Origin of the sequence: Synechococcus sp. CC9902, assembly GCF_000012505.1 — a bacterium.
GTDB lineage: Bacteria > Cyanobacteriota > Cyanobacteriia > PCC-6307 > Cyanobiaceae > Parasynechococcus.
The window spans coordinates 127,114-146,099 of record NC_007513.1; the positions used below are offsets into that span (position 1 = coordinate 127,114).

19 protein-coding genes are annotated in these 18,986 nt (G+C 47.5%); 11 read left to right on the forward strand and 8 right to left on the reverse strand.

The window, feature by feature from the left end; all coding sequences use genetic code 11:
* Nucleotides 1-43 precede the first annotated feature (43 nt).
* Nucleotides 44-1,693, reverse strand: a complete 1,650-nt coding sequence (locus tag SYNCC9902_RS00535; protein ID WP_041424700.1) for a tetratricopeptide repeat protein — start codon at nucleotides 1,691-1,693, stop codon at nucleotides 44-46.
* On the reverse strand, nucleotides 1,680-2,534 hold the full coding sequence (locus SYNCC9902_RS00540) for a hypothetical protein (RefSeq protein ID WP_071818391.1): 855 nt from the start codon (nucleotides 2,532-2,534) through the stop codon (nucleotides 1,680-1,682). The genes SYNCC9902_RS00535 and SYNCC9902_RS00540 overlap by 14 nt, the downstream gene beginning before the upstream one ends.
* Nucleotides 2,535-2,644: 110 nt before the next feature.
* Between SYNCC9902_RS00540 and SYNCC9902_RS12245 the strand changes: the two genes are divergently transcribed.
* The 6 genes from SYNCC9902_RS12245 (at nucleotide 2,645) to SYNCC9902_RS11925 (ending at nucleotide 10,270) form a co-directional block, all read left to right on the forward strand.
* Entirely contained in the window at nucleotides 2,645-3,937 is a 1,293-nt protein-coding gene (locus SYNCC9902_RS12245) for a glycosyltransferase (RefSeq protein WP_011358964.1), read from the forward strand.
* Nucleotides 3,938-4,041: 104 nt separating this feature from the next.
* Entirely contained in the window at nucleotides 4,042-6,855 is a 2,814-nt protein-coding gene (gene secA, locus SYNCC9902_RS00550; protein WP_011358965.1) for a preprotein translocase subunit SecA, read from the forward strand.
* Between the two features lie 20 nt (nucleotides 6,856-6,875).
* Nucleotides 6,876-7,760, forward strand: coding sequence for a glycosyltransferase (locus SYNCC9902_RS00555; RefSeq protein ID WP_232179233.1), 885 nt, complete (start codon nucleotides 6,876-6,878; stop codon nucleotides 7,758-7,760).
* A 215-nt stretch (nucleotides 7,761-7,975) separates the two neighbouring features.
* The gene (locus SYNCC9902_RS00560) at nucleotides 7,976-8,668 is read left to right on the forward strand and encodes a sulfotransferase family protein (RefSeq protein WP_232179234.1); all 693 of its coding nucleotides are present in this window, start codon (nucleotides 7,976-7,978) and stop codon (nucleotides 8,666-8,668) included.
* A gap of 187 nt (nucleotides 8,669-8,855) precedes the next feature.
* Nucleotides 8,856-9,596, forward strand: a complete 741-nt coding sequence (locus tag SYNCC9902_RS12310; RefSeq protein WP_156771027.1) for a hypothetical protein — start codon at nucleotides 8,856-8,858, stop codon at nucleotides 9,594-9,596.
* Nucleotides 9,593-10,270: a glycosyltransferase family 2 protein gene (locus SYNCC9902_RS11925; protein ID WP_011358969.1), complete on the forward strand. Its 678-nt coding sequence runs from the start codon at nucleotides 9,593-9,595 to the stop codon at nucleotides 10,268-10,270. The genes SYNCC9902_RS12310 and SYNCC9902_RS11925 overlap by 4 nt, the downstream gene beginning before the upstream one ends.
* Nucleotides 10,271-10,414: 144 nt before the next feature.
* Here the strand turns inward: SYNCC9902_RS11925 and SYNCC9902_RS00575 are convergent, their stop codons facing one another.
* The 3 genes from SYNCC9902_RS00575 to SYNCC9902_RS00585 all read right to left on the reverse strand — a co-directional run bounded on the left by SYNCC9902_RS00575 (nucleotide 10,415) and on the right by SYNCC9902_RS00585 (nucleotide 13,218).
* Nucleotides 10,415-11,230, reverse strand: a complete 816-nt coding sequence (locus SYNCC9902_RS00575; RefSeq protein ID WP_011358970.1) for a sulfotransferase family protein — start codon at nucleotides 11,228-11,230, stop codon at nucleotides 10,415-10,417.
* Between the two features lie 233 nt (nucleotides 11,231-11,463).
* A complete protein-coding gene (gene cysE / locus SYNCC9902_RS00580; RefSeq protein ID WP_011358971.1) occupies nucleotides 11,464-12,207 on the reverse strand; it encodes a serine O-acetyltransferase in 744 nt (247 codons plus the stop codon).
* Between the two features lie 9 nt (nucleotides 12,208-12,216).
* The gene (locus SYNCC9902_RS00585) at nucleotides 12,217-13,218 is read right to left on the reverse strand and encodes a GntR family transcriptional regulator (protein WP_011358972.1); all 1,002 of its coding nucleotides are present in this window, start codon (nucleotides 13,216-13,218) and stop codon (nucleotides 12,217-12,219) included.
* A gap of 249 nt (nucleotides 13,219-13,467) precedes the next feature.
* On the opposite strand from SYNCC9902_RS00585, the gene SYNCC9902_RS12315 reads away from it, so the two are divergent.
* Entirely contained in the window at nucleotides 13,468-13,608 is a 141-nt protein-coding gene (locus tag SYNCC9902_RS12315) for a hypothetical protein (protein WP_156771028.1), read from the forward strand.
* Nucleotides 13,609-13,732: 124 nt separating this feature from the next.
* Here SYNCC9902_RS12315 and infC read toward each other — a convergent pair whose 3' ends face one another.
* Nucleotides 13,733-14,386 (reverse strand): translation initiation factor IF-3, encoded by a 654-nt coding sequence (gene infC / locus SYNCC9902_RS00590; protein ID WP_011358973.1) that lies wholly within the window; start codon nucleotides 14,384-14,386, stop codon nucleotides 13,733-13,735.
* A gap of 56 nt (nucleotides 14,387-14,442) precedes the next feature.
* The gene (gene miaA, locus SYNCC9902_RS00595) at nucleotides 14,443-15,339 is read right to left on the reverse strand and encodes a tRNA (adenosine(37)-N6)-dimethylallyltransferase MiaA (protein WP_011358974.1); all 897 of its coding nucleotides are present in this window, start codon (nucleotides 15,337-15,339) and stop codon (nucleotides 14,443-14,445) included.
* A 158-nt stretch (nucleotides 15,340-15,497) separates the two neighbouring features.
* On the opposite strand from miaA, the gene gyrB reads away from it, so the two are divergent.
* Genes gyrB through SYNCC9902_RS00615 form a run of 4 tightly spaced genes read left to right on the forward strand, consistent with a single transcriptional unit; the run spans nucleotide 15,498 to nucleotide 18,531 of the window.
* A complete protein-coding gene (gyrB, locus tag SYNCC9902_RS00600) occupies nucleotides 15,498-17,465 on the forward strand; it encodes a DNA topoisomerase (ATP-hydrolyzing) subunit B (protein ID WP_011358975.1) in 1,968 nt (655 codons plus the stop codon).
* A complete protein-coding gene (locus tag SYNCC9902_RS00605; protein WP_011358976.1) occupies nucleotides 17,465-17,773 on the forward strand; it encodes a hypothetical protein in 309 nt (102 codons plus the stop codon). The genes gyrB and SYNCC9902_RS00605 overlap by 1 nt, the downstream gene beginning before the upstream one ends.
* The gene (locus SYNCC9902_RS00610) at nucleotides 17,754-18,134 is read left to right on the forward strand and encodes a FluC/FEX family fluoride channel (protein WP_011358977.1); all 381 of its coding nucleotides are present in this window, start codon (nucleotides 17,754-17,756) and stop codon (nucleotides 18,132-18,134) included. Before SYNCC9902_RS00605 ends, SYNCC9902_RS00610 begins: the two co-directional genes overlap by 20 nt.
* Entirely contained in the window at nucleotides 18,127-18,531 is a 405-nt protein-coding gene (locus tag SYNCC9902_RS00615) for a fluoride efflux transporter FluC (protein ID WP_049749468.1), read from the forward strand. Before SYNCC9902_RS00610 ends, SYNCC9902_RS00615 begins: the two co-directional genes overlap by 8 nt.
* Here SYNCC9902_RS00615 and SYNCC9902_RS00620 read toward each other — a convergent pair.
* Complete coding sequence (locus SYNCC9902_RS00620) at nucleotides 18,497-18,970, reverse strand: glutathione peroxidase (RefSeq protein ID WP_041424704.1); 474 nt, start codon at nucleotides 18,968-18,970, stop codon at nucleotides 18,497-18,499. The genes SYNCC9902_RS00615 and SYNCC9902_RS00620 overlap by 35 nt on opposite strands.
* Nucleotides 18,971-18,986 lie beyond the last annotated feature (16 nt).

Sequence of the window (18,986 nt, forward strand, 5' to 3'; positions counted from 1 at the left end):
ATCTTATCTTTGTTATTCTCTCATACCCCCCCCCTTTATAGATTCAGATTATTTCTATATTCCTTAACATGAATGTCGTTTCTCTTGGCATATGATTTTTAATTTCAATCAAAACTCCTCTTGCAATTATATTACCCTTTATTATGCAACATGAATTATGTCTTGATTCATCCATTTCTGCTGAATGACATGTTATTTTTTTCTCATTAAATAGCATTACTTTCTCTGCCATAACAATTTTTTTTGCATCGATGTATCCTTCGTCAATTCTCTCTATTGCAATGATAATATTTTTTATTTTGTAATGATTTAGCATGTCGATTACTATTGTCATCTTTTCTTTCTCTTTTAACTTTATCGATTTACTTTTGACAAAACACAGCTCTTCATTTATGTAAATCCCTGTATCTGATTTATCAAATACTATTGCGTATGGCTTGCCTTCAGCATAGTTTCTTTCTCTTTTTGCATAATTTTTAATCTTCTTTCTTTTCGAATATATATCTTTTATGAACTCCCCTATTATCATTCCTTGTACTATTTTTGACCCTTGCGGAAAGTTATCCAAATGTCTCCCATCTTTACTTAATTTCATTTCAGGTTCATACATATCATTTGTTACGATTTTATTTATACTACCAAAGTATACTCGCTTTTCTGTGCTCAAATTTTTCTCTATTTGCTCATTAAAATTCCTCATTATTCTATTTCTTTCTTCTTGTGTTCCGTGTGAATTGAAAGAAAACCCACTAAGCGCTGGTCCGTACACTAGTACTGTGTAACCTTCATTCTTGAGATTCCTTATATACTCTGTATACTTTACTGCCAGCTTTGTTGTTATTTCATCTATATTCTTATCCTCTCTGTATGAATTTTTCATTATATGTTCCATGCAATCTATTTCGCCATATACAAGTAGTATCGCATATTCATCTTTGTTTATATTTTCCAGTACTTTTTTAATCCTTTTGCCGCTTCCTGAAGTGCTTTTATCATTATTTAAATTATATGCAGTACCTGATCCTGTGTTATAGCAATTTATTTTCTGTATGTTGTTAAATACACTCCTATGCGAGTCTCCAAAACATACTATCCCCCTTTTGTTAATACTTTTTAGAAGAAGATCTAATATAATTTTTATTTTGTCATTTGATTCATGCTTCTCTATTGCTCTTTTTCTCATAACTTCACCAAATGTAAAGATATCGTCTGGTGTTATTAATGGACAATTTAGCTCAATTCTCTTTTTAATTATATTAACTGCTTCCTCTTTTCTATTATTTCTTGTTAATGCTTCGCATAAGTAGTAGTATGCCCTGCTTATTTCTGGATTAAGGTTTAACGCATCTTTTAGATACTTAATAGCTTTTTCATCTTGATTTTCCTGTAAATATATAAATCCAAGATAGTACTGAGCTTCACTATTCTCTTTATTTATTTTTGTTGCTTTTTTATAGTACTTTATTGCAATATTATGCTTTCCTAGATTGTGATATGTTAATCCCATCTTGCAGTATATTTTATCGTTCAACTTGTCTATTCTTGTTCCTATTTCATAGGCTCTTATTGCTTTTTCGTATTCAGCTTTTACGTGGTAATCGAAACCCATGTCTAGATAGTTTTCCGGTTTCAAAACTTCTTCCTCTTGTCCCTCTTTTATCCTGTTGTATATACTTACTTTATTCGAATTCATGATTCTTCCATAATTCATCTTGATGTCTAACCATAAAAAATCTATAATCCTCAGGGACTGTTTTAAATATTTTAAAATTCATTATTATCCTGCCGCTTGCTGCATGTTCTAATGGTCCAGATAGTTGATATTTGCTTTTCCAATTTTTTCTTGACCAATACTCATATAATATCTCGGCTTGTTCACTACCTATAAAGAAACACCCCGAATGAGGATTCGTCGCTCTGTAAATTGTTTTTTGTCCTGTTGGCCAATTTATATTGATTTTTTCTTTTGTATCCCAAAATAAATCTGGTCGCCCTCCATCAGGATCTCCTGAAAGTATAACATCTCCTTTATTTTTAATGTATTCGCACCTATGTGGTAATACTACATATTCTTTATCAAGGGACTTCAAAAAGAATCTTATTTTATTGAAAAATTCACCATCTTCTATTAGTATGTCGTCTTCTATGTAGCCTAATATATCATAACCTTTCCGTTGTTCTATCAATCTTCTTGATGCTATTGCTGGTACTTGCATGTAATCCTCTGTGTTTATATTTATAATTTCTAGTCTTTCATTCTCTTCTATCTTATTGCACAGACTTGCATTGCTATTTGTATATAGCTGAATCTTTATTTCAAAGGCATCTTTGACTTCAGATTTTCTGTTTACCACCTTACCATTTATTCCTAGCGATGAATGTATCCAGTGTTCTTTATTGTGCCTACATAAATTCTCAATTGTTGATTTTTTTAATGCAATCTCTTTTGATTTTCTTTTCTCCTCGTTCTGTGACGAATATTTCCCTTTTTCTTTTGGATGAAATATATGAGGTATGACGATCAAGCATTTCATTCCTTGCCATAACTATCGAATACTCTTGTATTCTACATTGCTTCTTGGGCTTCTTCCCTTTTATTATTGCTATTATTACTAATTTTTCGCTGTTCTCCTGATCTTCTTTCATGTTTCGTTCAACTAATTTTCAAGATGATGCTCCTGCTGCGCGTGTTCTATTCTCTCTTCGCAAATATGGTCTTTCTTCAGCCATCCGTCAATTAGATATTGAGATTTCTAATAATAATTCAGGTTTGCTTCTTGCTGAGCTCAATTTTCGACTTCGTGGCCACTCTTCTCCTAGGCTTATTATAGATACTATATGGCTTAAGTCTCAATATGGTGGTATCTCTAGGGTTTGGTTTAACTTGCTTAATTCGTTATCTCTTCCTGGTTTAGTTACTGATCAATCTCCTGTTGCGTTGATTTCGCGTTCCCCTAATTCTGCGAAATTTGTTGGTTTTGATATCTTTCATGGCTCTTCTATTAACCCTTTAGATTTTGCATCCTTAGACATGGCTTCATCTGAAAATCATACTTTTGCTTCTCATTGGAAGGCTGATGTTTTTTGTTCAACATGGATTACAAGGTCCTCTTCAGCCAGTCCTTACTGCCCCGAGATGGTCCTTTTCCATGACTGTATCCCTGAACTCTTCTCTTCTACATGTCCCAGCATGTTAGAGACACGAAGACGTTGGATCCTCTTCGCTAAATCCTTTCTTACTGTTTCATTAGATAGTAGCTTAGCAATTCAGTCTTTTTATGATGTGCCAGCTTCTAACATTCGCTGGTGTCATCCTTCCTACTTCTTTGATTACTTACCTCTCTCGACTTCTGTTCCTAGTTTTACTTCTCTTCAACAAAAATTGCTTTTAAGACTACCTTTTATTGTCCTCCCTGGTTCTGGGTCTGTTGGTTCATATAAAAATCCTGAGTTATTAGCCCGTGCTCTTTGTAGTCCTTCCCTTCTTCACTGCCAATTGCTCGTTACAGGCGTTAATGCACGTAACGTCTGTAATAGCATTTTAGAGCATTTTCCTTCATTGCATGGTCGTGTTTTTGCTGCAGGTTTTACTGATTCTGAGCTGTCTTCAGTCTTTAGGCATGCCACCGCTGTTGTTATTCCCAGTCTTGTAGAAGGTTTTGGCTTGCCTGTGCTTGAGGTTCTTGCGTCAAATGGTTTTCCCATCATTTCTGATGTCCCTGGTCTACGTGAAGCTGGTTCTGAGTGCGTCTTGAGATTTAATCCTTATGACGTTGATGAACTTATTTCTCTTCTCAATCTTATCCTCGACAAAAGTTCCCGGCAAATGATATCTCAATATCTTCTTCCCCGAAAAATACGTCGTCTTTCCAGGCTCAATCCTGATTTATTTTGTTTGTGTTTTCTGGCTCAGGTCCGTTCAGCATCTGACTTTTAATTTTTTATTCTACTGGCTTTTCGTATCCTTATTTTCGCTTTTCTTGTATTTTCGCTCTTTGGTCTTCCTTCAGTTACTATTGGTCTTACATTTACCTCATAATCATGCTCAAGCTCCTGCTGGGTGACCCTAATGCCCGCAAGCTGAAGCGTTATTCCCCTATTGTCAGTGATATCAACCTATTAGAAGAGGATATTTCCCCTCTGTCTGACGATGAACTTCGCAGCAGAACTTCTGATCTACGTCAGCGTCTATTTAATGCTGGTGACTTGCATAATCAGATTCCAATATTAGATGAGCTGTTACCTGAGGCTTTTTCCATTGTTCGTGAAGCCTCCAAGCGTGTTCTTGGTATGCGACATTTTGATGTTCAATTGATTGGAGGGATGGTGCTGCATGAGGGTCAGATTGCTGAGATGAAAACTGGCGAAGGCAAAACACTTGTTGCCACATTACCGAGTTATTTAAATGCTCTTACAGGTCGTGGTGTTCATGTGGTCACAGTTAATGATTATCTTGCTCGTCGTGATGCCGAGTGGATGGGTCAGGTTCATCGTTTTCTCGGATTATCTGTTGGTTTGATCCAGCAGGATATGCGTCCTGAGGAAAGACGTCGCAACTACGCTTGTGACATCACCTATGCGACCAATTCTGAGCTTGGCTTCGATTATCTTCGCGACAACATGGCTGCTGATATTTCTGAAGTAGTACAACGTGAATTTCAGTTTTGCGTGATTGATGAGGTGGATTCGATCCTCATCGACGAGGCGCGCACACCATTAATTATTTCTGGCCAGGTCGAGCGGGAGCAAGAAAAGTATCAACAAGCTGCCCAGTTGGCCGCCTCCCTTGAACGCTCTGCGGAGATGGGCAAAGACGGCATCGATCCTGAGGGTGATTACGAGGTGGATGAAAAGCAGCGCAGCTGCACCCTTACGGATGAAGGTTTTGCAAAAGCTGAGCAGACTTTGGGTGTGCAGGATTTGTTTGATCCCCAGGACCCCTGGGCTCACTACATCACCAACGCTCTTAAGGCGAAGGAGTTGTTTGTGAAGGATGTGAATTACATCGTTCGCGATGATGAAGCGGTGATTGTCGATGAATTCACGGGTCGCGTGATGCCTGGCCGACGTTGGAGCGATGGGCAGCACCAGGCGATTGAGGCGAAGGAAAGCTTGCAGATCCAACCGGAGACCCAAACCCTCGCTTCGATTACCTATCAGAACTTCTTCCTGCTCTATCCGCGATTGGCCGGCATGACCGGCACGGCCAAAACAGAGGAAGTTGAGTTCGAGAAGACCTACAAACTGCAGACCACGATTGTTCCGACCAATCGCATTCGTGCACGTCAGGACTGGGCCGATCAGGTTTACAAAACCGAAGTAGCGAAGTGGCGGGCTGTTGCTAACGAAACCGCCGATATCCACAAAAAAGCGCGTCCGGTGCTGGTGGGCACCACGTCGGTTGAAAAGAGTGAGTTGTTGAGCAGCTTGCTAACGGAACAAGACATTCCCCACAACCTGCTCAATGCCAAACCCGAAAATGTGGAACGGGAATCTGAAATTGTGGCTCAAGCAGGCCGCGCCGGTGCTGTCACGATTGCTACCAACATGGCGGGTCGTGGCACCGACATCATCCTTGGTGGGAACAGCGATTACATGGCTCGCCTCAAGTTGCGAGAGGTGTTGCTCAGTCGCCTGGTGAAGCCTGAAGATGGTCCACTTCCATCGCTCCCTGTCCAAGATTCAGCCACTGCGTCCGGGTTCTCTGAGGCGTCCGCGACTGTTGCTCCTCGGGTTAGTGCCAGCCTTTATCCTTGTGAACTTTCGGGCCCAACCGATCAACTCCTCGCGCAGTTAGCCCGTGATCTGGTGAAGGCATGGGGTGATCGCGCCCTCAGCGTGCTCGATCTTGAGGAGCGCATTGCCACCGCTGCTGAAAAAGCCCCCACCGATGATGCTCAGATCCAATCGTTGCGGGAAGCGATTGCTTTTGTGCGCGGTGAATACGACGCAGTTGTGAAGGAGGAGGAAGCCCGTGTGCGCGATGCCGGCGGGTTGCACGTCATTGGTACCGAGCGACATGAGTCGCGCCGAGTGGACAACCAGCTTCGCGGTCGTGCTGGACGTCAGGGCGACCCCGGTTCCACACGCTTTTTCCTCTCGCTGGGCGACAACCTGCTGCGCATTTTTGGTGGCGAGCGTGTTGCCGGTTTGATGAATGCATTCCGGGTTGAGGAAGACATGCCGATTGAGTCGGGCATGCTGACACGCTCTCTTGAAGGGGCTCAGAAAAAAGTCGAGACGTACTATTACGACATCCGTAAGCAGGTGTTTGAGTACGACGAGGTGATGAACAACCAGCGCCGTGCTGTGTATTCTGAACGCCGTCGTGTGTTGGATGGCCGTGCGTTGAAGAAGCAAGTGATTGGGTATGGCGAGCGAACGATGAATGAAATCGTGGAGGCTTATGTGAATCCGGATTTGCCCCCTGAGGAATGGGATTTGGATCAACTGGTCGGCAAGGTAAAGGAATTTATTTACTTGCTTGAAGATCTCACCCCTGCCCAAGTGAATGGTTTGGGGATGGACGAGCTCAAGGCTTTTCTCCAGGAGCAATTGCGCAATGCTTACGACCTCAAAGAGGGTCAGATTGATCAGCAACGTCCTGGTCTGATGCGGGAGGCCGAGCGCTTCTTCATTCTTCAGCAAATCGATACCCTTTGGCGCGAACATCTCCAGGCGATGGATGCGCTTCGGGAATCCGTTGGCCTAAGAGGCTATGGACAGAAGGATCCGCTTATCGAATACAAGAATGAGGGGTACGACATGTTCTTGGAGATGATGACCAATATGCGTCGCAATGTCATCTATTCGATGTTTATGTTCCAGCCTGCTGCACCTCAGAACCAGAATTGATTCCTTTGATACGTAGGATTTTGAATTCGCGGCTGAAGCTCTCGGTTGTAGTTATTGCCTACAATATGGATCGTGAGATGCTTCGGACAATTTATTCGCTTTCTCCTGCTTATCAGCGTGGTGTTACCGGTTCGGAGTACGAAGTAATTGTTGTCGACAATGGTTCTGAAAGTCCTCTAAAAACTGATCATTGGATTTCTAGGCCCGGATGGAAGATTCGATTTTTTCGTCTCCCTCCCGGTGATGTCTCTCCCTGTTCTGCGATTAATGCAGGTGTCGAAAATGCCCGTGCATCTCACGTTTGCGTCATGGTTGATGGAGCTCGCATGTTGTCGCCTGGAGTTATTGATGGAATTTTGCAGCAGATTCGAATATCTTCTGACTCCTTTGTCTTCACATTGGGCTGGCACCTAGGTCCCCAGCCTCAAAATGTGTCAATCACCCAGGGCTATTCCCAAAAATTAGAAGATAAAATGTTGCGCCAAGCTCGTTGGCGAGAAGATGGTTATCGGCTGTTTGACATTGCCAGTTTGGCTGCTTCCTCCAGAGGGGGTTGGTTTTCATCCATTAATGAGAGTAACTGCTTTGCTATTTCTCGTGCTCAATTTAAAGTGATGGGTGGTTTCGATCAGCGTTTTGTCTCTCCCGGGGGTGGCTTGGTTAATTTAGATTTTTTTAAACGGGCTGTGGAATCAGCCTTGTTGAAACCTTGTGTGCTCCTTGGCGAGGGTAGTTTTCACCAGGTTCATGGTGGTGTTGCGACGAATGTTCCGATGGAAGATCATCCTGGATCTGTTTTCGCTGAGGAGTATCAAAATATTCGTGGATTAGCGTATCAATCACCAATCTATGAGCCACTCTATGTAGGAAGATTGTCCCAATCGGCTCGTCGATTTCTCTCGTAAACCTTTTTGACTAAAAGAATTGTTCTTTCTTTGTATTTATGCTTTTCAGAAGTTTCTTAAGAAGGTGCCTATCATCTTCACAACAACTTTGGACTTTTCCCCAAAAAGTCATGTTGCGATTATGCCGGTTGGCTTCAAATAGGGTTCTTAATGGTGGGCCAGCCGTCTTCATTTCTGGTCCTATTCCTAAAGCTGATTGGAGGCGGAGTCAGGTTGTGGTGATTTTGGGTATGCATCGCAGCGGTACAAGTTTATTGACTGGAACACTTCAGGAAGCTGGACTCGTGCTTGGTGATGTCGTGACCTCTGCTCCCCATAACCGTAAAGGCAATCGAGAGGCTCTTCCGATTCGTGCTTTGCATGATGATCTGTTGCATTCTTCTGGTGGTTCTTGGGATCATCCTCCGTCGCAAGTGATCTGGAAGCCTAGTCATCGTGCTCTGAGGGATGACATTGTTGTCGGCTATCAACACGAATGTTTCTGGGGTTTCAAAGATCCGCGTAGTTTGTTTTGTTTGGAGGGTTGGCTTGAGGTATTGCCGGAGCTTCAGCCAGTTGCTATCTTTCGGCATCCTGAAGCCGTGGCTCGATCTCTTAGGGCGCGTGAGGGGATGGCCTTAGCTGATGGCCTTGTTCTTTGGACGTTGTACAACCAACAGCTGCTGTACTGGATGGATCAATTGGATGTGCCCCTTTTGCATTTCAGTTCAGATCTCAACGCTTTTTGTACTGATGCCGTTGCGTTGATTGATCGATTGAACTTGCCACATAGAATGAGTGCAAATTCGCTCCAGTTTCCCGATGCAAAATTGCATCATCAGAGCTCATCTAAGCTGCCTCTGCCTCGGGATGTTCAAGATCTCTATGATCAGCTTTTAGATCGTAAATTCTCTACTCTTTCTATATAATGTTGGCATCGGATTTGGATTGTTTGGACACAATAGTATTTCTTAAGTAATTTTTTACCCATTCTGCATGTTAATATTTGCATAAATTTATATGCTTTTACCTGTCTTGCAGTGTCGCGCTCTCCAATCGCTTAACGCTTGTGATTCATGCTAAATTAGTATAAGTATCCTCCTCAATTAGCTATAGTTGTCTAGCAGTTTGATTGAGTCTGCTCCCAGTTTCAAGGTCTTTTATCGGACCTCGTCAAAATTTGGACGTCATCCGATTGACTCGGTTGACAGTTTTCTGACAATTAAAACTATATTGCAGAGTTTCTCAAAACATGAGGTCGTTTGTATCTGTGATAATACATCTAATTTTCAGAGTGCTTTCTTTTCAGACCAGTTCCCTCATACTTACATCACAAAATTAGGTAATTGCGGCTCATTTCGTTTGGCAGTTAAGCTTGCAATGGCTTCTTTGCATCCTGCCTCGATTTACTATTTTGTGGAGGATGATCACCTTCACTTGCCTGATCAAAAAAAGTTTCTTATAGAAGGTCTTAAGCATTTTGATTTTGTAAGCCTATATGATCATCCTGATAAATATTTTGACCCTGGTTATCAGCAATTGCGTCGACGTATTGTTTGGACATCTATGGGTCATTTTGCTGAATCTCCAAGTACCGTCATGACCTTTGCTTGTAGTGCAGAGACCCTTAAACGTGCTTCGCCGATTCTCTTGGACGAACGCTTGACGGGATCCGATTTGAAGATTCCACTCGATCATTCGATGTTTATTGCCCTTGGTGAGGCAGGTTTTTCACTTGGAACAGCTTTGCCTGGTCGGTCAACGCATTGCGAGCAAAATTTCCTCTCTCCAGGAATCGATTGGCTCACTTATGCCAAACAAATTGCATTAGATTGCTTCACTTCTTCTAACGCATGACGGACGTTATTTGTATTCCAACTCTAAAACGCTATGATCTGCTATGTAGACTGTGTTTGGCATTAACTCAGGGTAAAGATCCTGTAGATTCATCTAATATTATTATTATAGATAACGGTGGTAGTTTGTTGGAATCGTTATGCTGGCGGCAAATTTCTTCTTTTTTCACGCTTAAAAAACCTGAAGTAATTATTCCATCTGAAAATCTTGGTGTGGCTGGTAGTTGGAATTATTTTGTTAAAAATTTCGGGCGATGTGTCATTGCTAATGATGATGTTGTCTTTTCTCGCCAGGTTTTGCAATGTTTTCGCTGGGCTTCTATGGCGTATCCGAATACTGTGATTTTCGAAAATGACGATCCTGTTGGTGGGTTTTCTACTTTTCTTGTCAATCGTCCGGAGCTCTGGTTGGAGATGGGTGGTTTTGACGAGCTTTTGAATCCTGCATACTTTGAAGATAACGATTGTCGACGTCGTCTTTTATTGGCGGGCAACCCCTCTAGGACTATTCCTTTAACAGGTTGGCGACACGACAATTCTTCAACGCTTCTTGCTTCTGATGAAAGCTATAAGCGGATGCATTGGTGTCTCTATAAACGTAATAGGGCCTATTATCACTTGAAGTGGGGTGGTTATCCTGGGCATGAGATTTATCAAACTCCTTTTGGGATTTAAATTGATAACTGTATCTATGGAATTTTAATGGGTGCTGATAATTGCTTTATTGTTGCCAATTGCTCTCCTTAGATTTGCCTGCTAAATCTACTTTAATGTCCTAAGATTTATTCTTGACGTGTTTTTGGCTTTGACTCCTTCTTGTTAATAAGCCTTATCGTGATTGATCCAGTTTTTGCAATCCCATCCCAGTAGTTTTTCTAATTTTTTAATTTCGCCGTCATAGATTTTAAAAAGTGCTGAAAAGATATTTTCGGGAATTGCTTTTGGTATGTCAGTGGGGTTCGGCAAAAAGTTTCCTTGGTCTTTGGATGGATGTGATTCCCATGAATCAACTAAAATTTCTTTTTCAAACCCCCTTGGCTCTAATTGAAGGTGATGGTAAACAATTTGAAGTGTTTGTACTGGATGGTATAAAAGGTCATCCTGTTTTATCGCTAGAAATTGCTCGCGTGGAAAATATCTCCAGACCCTTCTTATCTGTTCTGTGTAAAAGCCTCTGCTTAAATACGAGCAGGTTCTGTCTTGTAATGGAAGGGATTTGCGGCAGTTAATTTCTTCTTCTTCAAGGGTTAGCGGTATCTCTTTATTGTCTCTCCCCCTTAACTGCTCCATTCGCCAATTCGCGTATGCGCGTGTGATGGGATTTCTTAGGACTGCGATTAGTCTTATTTCTGGATTATATCGCCAAATTCTTTTCATGGATGGTTCCCACCACATGCTATTTGGGGTGGCTTCCCCGCAATGTTTTGTCTTGCTCTGTCGCTCGTAGTGTTTTTCTATCCTCCTATCAATTTTCTCTATCTCTTGATCAGACCAGTCTGAGAGTTCGTTATCAAAAATATGAAGTTCTTTTGTTTGGGGAAGATTGATTTCAGGGTGGTTTCGTAGGTATTGATGCAATGCACTTGTTCCACTCTTTTGGGCACCACATATAAGAAATGATAATCGACGTCCCATTGTTTATCTGTGCAAAGTCTTGCGTCTATAGTAAGGCATCGTTTTGATTGGCGCTCAATGCGATTTTATTTAGGCAAACTTAATTGTTCGATTTTATTGTCTTGTGGAAGTTTTTCGGAAATGATCTATCGATATATTGCCTGATTGTTCTGTGTAGTTCTTTTTATTAAAAAATATTTTCAACTCGTTTGAGTTTTGTTCCTTGGTTCTGACCCCATTTAATAGCTGCTCGACTAGCTGCTCTCCCCGAGAAATTCGAGAATCTCTCGGTCTTTGAGGCTCTGCGCTTCGCCGCCTCGGTCGTCTTGCAAGGCACAATCTGTCGCCACGTCATCGAGGCAGCTCCGGAGTGCGTTCACCGTGTTCTCCAGCTCGTCGATGCGCTCCATCAGGTTGCGGATCACATTCGCCTCCGCATCGGGGAGGGCGGAATGGGCCAGGGGGTTGATGCGGACGCCGCTTTGGTGGATCACCCGGCCGGGAATGCCCACCACGGTGGAATCTTCTTCCACATCGCGCACCACTACGGATCCAGCTCCAATGCGCGTGTTGGGTCCGATGGTGATCGCCCCCAGCACCTTGGCTCCGGCCCCCACCACAACGTTTTCCCCCAGCGTGGGATGGCGTTTGCCGTGGTCTTTGCCGGTGCCCCCCAGGGTGACGCCTTGATACAACAAGCAGCGGTGTCCGATTTCGGCGGTTTCCCCGATCACCACACCCATGCCGTGGTCGATGAACACGCTTGTGCCGATGCGGGCGCCGGGATGAATTTCAATGCCGGTGAGTGCACGCCCCACTTGGCTGATGCAGCGTGCCAGGAGCTTGAGCGGCAAGCGGCTGCGCCAAAGCCGATGGCTGAAGCGGTGCAGGCTGATGGCGTGGAGGCCTGGATAGCAGCACAGCATCTCCACCCAACCGCGAGCAGCCGGGTCGCGCTCGCGAATGATGGCGAGATCGGCTCGGATCTGATCAAGCATCGGCGGGGGTCAGCTGGCGGTCGCGGGGGTCTGAAGGCCGATCTCCTTGCGGAGCAAATCGATCGTATCGGTGCTGAGGTAGCTCTCGGCGCAGTGCAGCTGCGGCATGCGCATCAGTTGCGACCGGTTTTGGCGCAGGCTCTGTTCAACCAGGGGCAAACTTGGGCGATCGCAGAGCACGTGGCTAGAGGCCCGGAGTAGCGCCAACAGACGACTCCCCACATCTGGTGTGGCGGTCATCAACAGAAGGTCATTGCCACGCATCGAGTGCAGGATCACTTCGGCGGCCCGCAAGATGCCAGGGCTGATGCTCACGAGGCCAACACAACTGCCGGGGCGTAGCTCTTTGAGCATGGCCAGCTCATTGCGGAAATCGTTGAGATCCACTGCTACAGCACGAACGCTGTGTTTTTTTGCTAACTCCTCTATGGGCTGGAGGAAGTAACGGCTCGTCACCACCGTTCCATTGCTGGATGTTTCGAGCACGTTTTCCAATTCCTCCATCGGCACCACTTCCACGGGTACGTCGAGGCAGGGTTCCAATTCCTCGGCGATCAGCATCGAAGCGCCAATGTCTTCCCTGGGAGTGCTCACCAACACCCGGGCGCCACAACGCAGCCGCCAGTCGATCTCCCGGGTAAGCAGCTCACGCGTTTGCTGAAGTGTGCAGCCGGCGTTCAGCAGACCATCCACGCATTTGCGCACTTCCCGATCGAGATCGGTGACGCCGCGGTTGCGGATGTGCGGTGGAGTTTTGATTTCACGCGGTTTCTGCTGGTCGCGCACATAGATGCCCGATCCAGCCATGGCTTCTACGACACCGTCGGTTTCGAGCTGGCGGTACACCTTGCTGATCGTGTTGCGGTGCAGTCCGGTCTGCATCGCCAGCTGTCGCGTACTCGGTAAGCGGTGGCCAGGCGGGTAATGCCGGGCAGCGATGGCGAAACAGATTTGGTTGTACAGCTGGGTCGACGCGGGGATGTCGCTTTCCTGCTGGATATGAAATCGCACTCCGGTGGGCCAGGTTGTAATGCGGCCACCATACGGAGCGAATCCGCTGGTGACAATTGGTTGTGTGTCCCTGAGCTTGTGACAATCTCCAACTCTCCAAGCGGCGACTGGGTCGATTTGACCCTGGGAGCTGTGCCACTTAGCTCTCGGTGGTCGCCCGTCGCATCAGGCTTGAGCGATATGGATCATACTTCGTACCAAAAACGTGTATTTATCGTGTTCCGTGAGGTGTTTGGCGTGAATGCCTAAGTGCGCAGCGTTGCCGATCGACTTGCGGCGGCGGGGGTGTCGGCTGAGGCGATGCAGTTATTGCAAGAACGGCACCAGGTCTTGATTTGTTTTATTCGGACCAGGATCTGGCCGAGGGTCGACGCCACAGAAGGGCCATGAATGACTGTCGATCAGACAAGTCGAGCCCAACGGAGCCGACCACGGCTTTTTGGATTAGGAGCGCAGCAACTTCAATCCTTAGGCCTCATCCCAGGGTTGGTAACTCTTACTAGAGGGGTACTTATCAGGCCTGAGGGGCCGCCACTTTGGCGGCAGTGGACCGTGGAGGTGCAGGGATCGTGCGGATCGCTTGGTGCACGCTTGAATCCTTGTCGTCTTTTTTCAGGAGGGGGGTCTTACGAGGCGTCAGGAACATGATCATGTTGCGTCCCTCTCGCTTTGGGGATTGCTGGATTTCGGCCTTTTCTTCCAAATCTTTCGCCATGCGCCGCAACAAAACTTCTGCTAATGCGGTGTGTTGAATTTCCCGGCCACGGAAAATCACGGTGCACTTCACCTTGTCGCCGGCTTTGAGGAAGCGTTGGGCTTGGCCGATTCGCACGTCGTAATCATGGGAGTCAATTTTGTATCGCATTTTTACTTCTTTAACTTCGGTCTGGTGTGACTTCTTCTTCGCTTCCTTGGCTTTCTTTTCCTGCTCGAATTTGAACTTGCCGTAGTCCATGATCCGGCACACCGGCGGATCGGCCTTTTCGCTGACAAGCACCAGATCCAATTCACGCTCTTTGGACACTTCCAGCGCTTCTTCCCTGCTGATCACTCCGAGTTGGCTGCCGTCTGAATCAACAACCCGCAACTGGGGGTAACTGATTCGGTCATTGATGTTTGGAAGCTCCCTTACTGGAGCGCGACGGTCAAAACGGGGACGTGGAGCCATTCAGAGGGAAAAGGGAACAGGTGCAGACAACACGAAAAACAAAACGTCTGCTCAGTTCAGCCTAGGTGTTGTTCGATCAGCGTCATCGCTTCCGTTAACAGATCCTGTTCACTGAGCCATTGGGGAGTGTGTTGGCGCCGAAACCAGGTGCGTTGACGTTTGGCGAATTGCCGTGTGCGCTGGCAGGTGGTGGCGATCGCCGCCTGCCTTGTGATCGATCCATCGTTGATTTGCAGTGCTTCTCCGTAGCCGATCGTTTGCAGCAGCGGTAAGTCGGCTCCGTAGCGGTCGGCCAAGCGTTGGGTTTCCTCCACTAATCCGTCTTGATACAGCTGTTCAGTGCGTTGGTTGATGCGTTGGCGCAGGTTGGTGGGATTTAGGCCGAGTTCCAAAATTCTCCAGGGGGGAGGTTCCACGCTGGCCTGACCACTCATCGGTTGGCCTGAGGCGTAGAGCACCTCAAGGGCGCGCTGGGTGCGGACCACATCCGCAGGGGAAATTTTTGCAGCGGCTATTGGATCCGCGGCGGCCAAGAGCGGATGGCAGACGGCTTGTCCCATGGCACTGAATTGCTTACGCAGCTCTGGTTGCGGGCCCACAGCTGGTGGTTTGAGACCGCTTGTTAAGGCTTTCAGGTACAAACCGCTGCCCCCCACAAGTAGAGCGATGCCCCGTTCGCTTAGTTCACGCTCAATGCAGGGCGTGGCTTCCGCTTGAAACTCCTGCAGCGTGATCGGCTGGTTGGGATCGCGCAGGTCGAGTAAGTGGTGCGTCACCCGGGCCTGTTGTTCGGCTGTGGGTTTGGCGGTGCCCACGTCCATCTCCCGATACAGCTGGCGGGAATCCACGTTGATCACTGGCAGCCCGAGCCGTTCGGCCAGCTCAAGGGCGAGGGCGGTTTTGCCGCTGGCGGTGGGCCCCAGCAAGGTGATCACGAGAGGTTGTGTGGACATCGCCGCAGTTAGAAGGGGTTGGAGGCCAATTGGAGATAGCGCTTCAGAGGCCTCTGCAGGACGCTGTAGACACCCGGTGTAAAATTGAGAATGTCAGATCGTGGTTCAGACCCGTTGCGGCCCCATAGAACCCAGTTTCCTGACTTGAGAGCTTCTGAATGAGCGACGCTTCCAAGGTCCAGAACGAATACGGCGCTGAACAGATTCAGGTGTTGGAGGGGCTTGAGCCCGTCCGGAAACGCCCGGGCATGTACATCGGCACCACCGGACCCCGGGGTCTGCATCACCTGGTGTACGAGGTGGTGGACAACGCGGTGGATGAGGCCCTGGCTGGGCATTGCGACCGAATCACTGTGATTCTTGGTGCTGATGGCTCGGCTTCCGTAACCGATAACGGTCGCGGCATCCCCACGGATGTGCATCCCCGCACGGGCAAGAGTGCCTTGGAGACCGTGCTTACTGTTTTGCACGCCGGTGGAAAGTTTGGAGCTGGTGGATACAAGGTGTCCGGTGGCTTGCACGGCGTTGGTGTGTCCGTGGTGAATGCCCTGAGCGAATGGGTGCAGGTCACCGTGCGTCGTCAAGGTCAGGTGCACCGTCAACGGTTCGAACGGGGCGCTGCGATTGGCACTTTGTTGTCAGAGTCTCAGCCAGAGGCTGAGCAGGGTGAAACCGGCACCACGGTGTGTTTCTTGCCGGATACGCAAATTTTTACCGGCGGCATTGTTTTCGATTACGCCACCCTCTCAGCTCGTTTACGAGAGCTGGCCTACCTGAATGGTGGAGTCCAGATCGTGTTTCGCGACGAGCGCGAATCCTCCCTTAGCGATGCCGGTGATCCCCATGAGGAGATCTATTTCTACGAAGGAGGAATCAAGGAATACGTCGCATACATGAATAAGGCGAAGGATGCCCTTCACCCAGACATTATTTATGTGAATTCTGAGAAAGATGGTGTTCAAGTGGAAGCTGCATTGCAGTGGTGCGCTGATGCCTATTCCGACAGCATTCTTGGTTTTGCCAACAACATTCGCACAGTCGATGGTGGAACGCATATTGAAGGCTTAAAAACGGTCCTCACCCGCACCTTGAATGCTTTTGCTAAAAAATTAGGTAAACGCAAGGAAGCTGATTCCAACTTGGCCGGTGAAAACATCCGTGAGGGTTTAACGGCGGTTTTGTCGGTAAAAGTGCCGGAACCGGAGTTTGAAGGGCAAACAAAAACCAAGCTCGGCAACACCGAGGTGCGTGGAATTGTTGATAATTTAGTTGGCGAATCTCTCAGCCAATTTTTAGAATTTAATCCTTCAGTGATCAGTCTGATCCTGGAGAAAGCGATTCAAGCCTTTAATGCTGCTGAGGCAGCCCGTCGTGCCCGGGAATTAGTGCGACGCAAGAGTGTTTTAGAGAGTTCAACCCTCCCTGGAAAGTTGGCGGATTGCAGTTCCCGCGATCCCAGTGAGTCTGAGATCTACATCGTGGAGGGCGATTCGGCTGGTGGTTCGGCCAAGCAAGGACGCGACCGTCGTTTCCAAGCAATTCTTCCGTTGCGGGGCAAGATTCTCAATATTGAGAAAACAGACGATTCGAAGATTTATAAAAACACAGAAATTCAAGCTCTAATTACAGCTTTAGGCCTGGGTATTAAAGGGGAAGAATTTGATCAAAAAAGCCTCCGTTATCACCGTGTTGTGATCATGACTGATGCTGATGTGGATGGTGCCCACATTCGCACCTTGATCCTTACATTCTTCTACCGCTACAAGCGGGAGTTGGTGGAAGGTGGATATATTTACATAGCCTGTCCGCCTCTTTATAAGGTTGAGCGCGGTAAAAATCACACCTATTGTTATAACGAATCAGACCTCCAAAAGACGCTTAAAGGGTTTGGTGAAAATGCCAAATACACGATCCAGCGTTTTAAGGGTTTGGGAGAAATGATGCCCAAGCAATTGTGGGAAACCACGATGGATCCCAGTACGCGGATGATGAAGCGAATTGAGATCGAAGATGCTTTGGAAGCTGATCGAATTTTTACGATTCTGATGGGCGACAAAGTAGCTCCACGCCGTGAGTTCATCGAAACTCACAGCAAAGAACTCGACATGGCAGCACTCGATATTTAATGGGTCCGATGTTGCGATGGAGTTGGCTGCTCGGCGTGGCCTTGATGGCCCCAGCCGCCATGCCAGCCGGTGGTGCAGATTTTCGGCAACCTCAAGTGCGACGTCGCGTCGGTATTGGTGGTCATCTGCATGTGGCGTCTGATGCACCTCTGCGGTTGAGTCCGATGGCTGTTGCCCCGCGTCTGAGCACGCTTAGGGCTGGAACCTCATTGCGATTGCTTCGACGTTGGTCTGCTGCGGACGGCAACGATTGGTTGCACGTGCAACCAATCGGTGAGGATCAACCCCGTGGCTGGCTCCGCGCTTGAGGCGCTCTTAGTAGGGATAGGGGCGATCCCTGGAGCCTGGCTGCGCTTAAAAGCGGTCAATCATTTTGAGCCGATGGTGCCCAAAAAGCATTGGGGCACGTTTGCTGTGAACGTGATCGCCTGTTTTGGTTTGGGCTTGGTGTTGGCGCTCTATCAAAGCTGCAGTGCCAAAACAGGACTCGCCCTGTTGATTGGGGTGGGATTCTTCGGAAGCCTCAGCACTTTTTCCACCTTTGCGGTGGAGCTTCTCAATGAATTGCGGGCTGGTCGCCCCTTCGTATCGCTTGTCTTAGCGCTCGCTTCGATTGCGGCTGGGCTATGCGCGGCAGGGGTTGGTTATGGCCTGGGGGCTTATGGCTGAGCAGCAGCAACAGCGATCACTATCTGCAGAACTGCAGGAGCTAGTTCTTGTGGCTCTTGGCGCTGTCCCTGGAGCACTCTTGCGTTGGCAGGTGGCGCTCCATTGGGCCGATCGCCATCTGCTGGTGAATGTGCTGGGTGCTGCATTGCTGGGATTACTGGCTGGCTTGCCCGCAGCGCCACGTCGTCAGCTCTTGGTTGGCATTGGTTTTTGTGGATCCCTCACCACTTTCAGCAGCTGGATGGTCGACGCGATGCAATTGATCAGCGCTGGACAAATCGCTGAGGCTTTTGGTCTCATCGGCCTAACCCTCGGGCTGGGAGTGGGTGCCGCAGCCCTTGGGTTTTGGCTTGGCCAGAGGCTCAGGCTGCTAAAGCTGCCTCGATCGGAGCCTTAAGCGCTTCGGGAGTGGCATCGCTCTTGTAACGGGCAATCACAGTTCCGTCTTTGCCCACCAAAAACTTCTCGAAATTCCAGGCCACGTCTCCGGCTGGTTCAGCTTTGTTCAAGGTTGTGTAGGGCTCAGTGGTGCTGCCCTTCGCGTTCACTTTGTCGAAGAGTTCGAAGTCTGCTCCGTAGGTGGTGGAACAGAAGCTTTTGATTTCATCCAAGCTTCCAGGTTCCTGGCCGCCGAAGTCGTTGCAAGGAAAACCGAGCACAGCCAATCCCTTACTTGCGTAGGTTTCGTTGAGCGCTTGAAGCCCGGCGTACTGCTTCGTGAAGCCGCATTTGCTGGCCACATTCACGATTAGCAGCACTTTCCCGGCGTAGTCGCCCAGAGATTTGGTGGTGCCGTCTGGGGCCGTTACGGAAACACCACTGATGTTGATCGTCATGCCTAAAGCCGGATAT

Excerpts from the sequence above, each read along its gene's own strand:
- SYNCC9902_RS00535 (WP_041424700.1), bottom strand. The coding sequence starts at position 1,693 with ATGAATTCGAATAAAGTAAGTATATACAACAGGATAAAAGAGGGACAA.
- SYNCC9902_RS00540 (WP_071818391.1), bottom strand. The coding sequence starts at position 2,534 with ATGAAATGCTTGATCGTCATACCTCATATATTTCATCCAAAAGAAAAA.
- SYNCC9902_RS12245 (WP_011358964.1), top strand. The coding sequence starts at position 2,645 with ATGTTTCGTTCAACTAATTTTCAAGATGATGCTCCTGCTGCGCGTGTT.
- secA (WP_011358965.1), top strand. The coding sequence starts at position 4,042 with ATGCTCAAGCTCCTGCTGGGTGACCCTAATGCCCGCAAGCTGAAGCGT.
- SYNCC9902_RS11925 (WP_011358969.1), top strand. The coding sequence starts at position 9,593 with ATGACGGACGTTATTTGTATTCCAACTCTAAAACGCTATGATCTGCTA.
- SYNCC9902_RS00575 (WP_011358970.1), bottom strand. The coding sequence starts at position 11,230 with ATGGGACGTCGATTATCATTTCTTATATGTGGTGCCCAAAAGAGTGGA.
- cysE (WP_011358971.1), bottom strand. The coding sequence starts at position 12,207 with ATGCTTGATCAGATCCGAGCCGATCTCGCCATCATTCGCGAGCGCGAC.
- infC (WP_011358973.1), bottom strand. The coding sequence starts at position 14,386 with ATGGCTCCACGTCCCCGTTTTGACCGTCGCGCTCCAGTAAGGGAGCTT.
- miaA (WP_011358974.1), bottom strand. The coding sequence starts at position 15,339 with ATGTCCACACAACCTCTCGTGATCACCTTGCTGGGGCCCACCGCCAGC.
- gyrB (WP_011358975.1), top strand. The coding sequence starts at position 15,498 with ATGAGCGACGCTTCCAAGGTCCAGAACGAATACGGCGCTGAACAGATT.
- SYNCC9902_RS00605 (WP_011358976.1), top strand. The coding sequence starts at position 17,465 with ATGGGTCCGATGTTGCGATGGAGTTGGCTGCTCGGCGTGGCCTTGATG.
- SYNCC9902_RS00615 (WP_049749468.1), top strand. The coding sequence starts at position 18,127 with ATGGCTGAGCAGCAGCAACAGCGATCACTATCTGCAGAACTGCAGGAG.
- SYNCC9902_RS00620 (WP_041424704.1), bottom strand. The coding sequence starts at position 18,970 with ATGACGATCAACATCAGTGGTGTTTCCGTAACGGCCCCAGACGGCACC.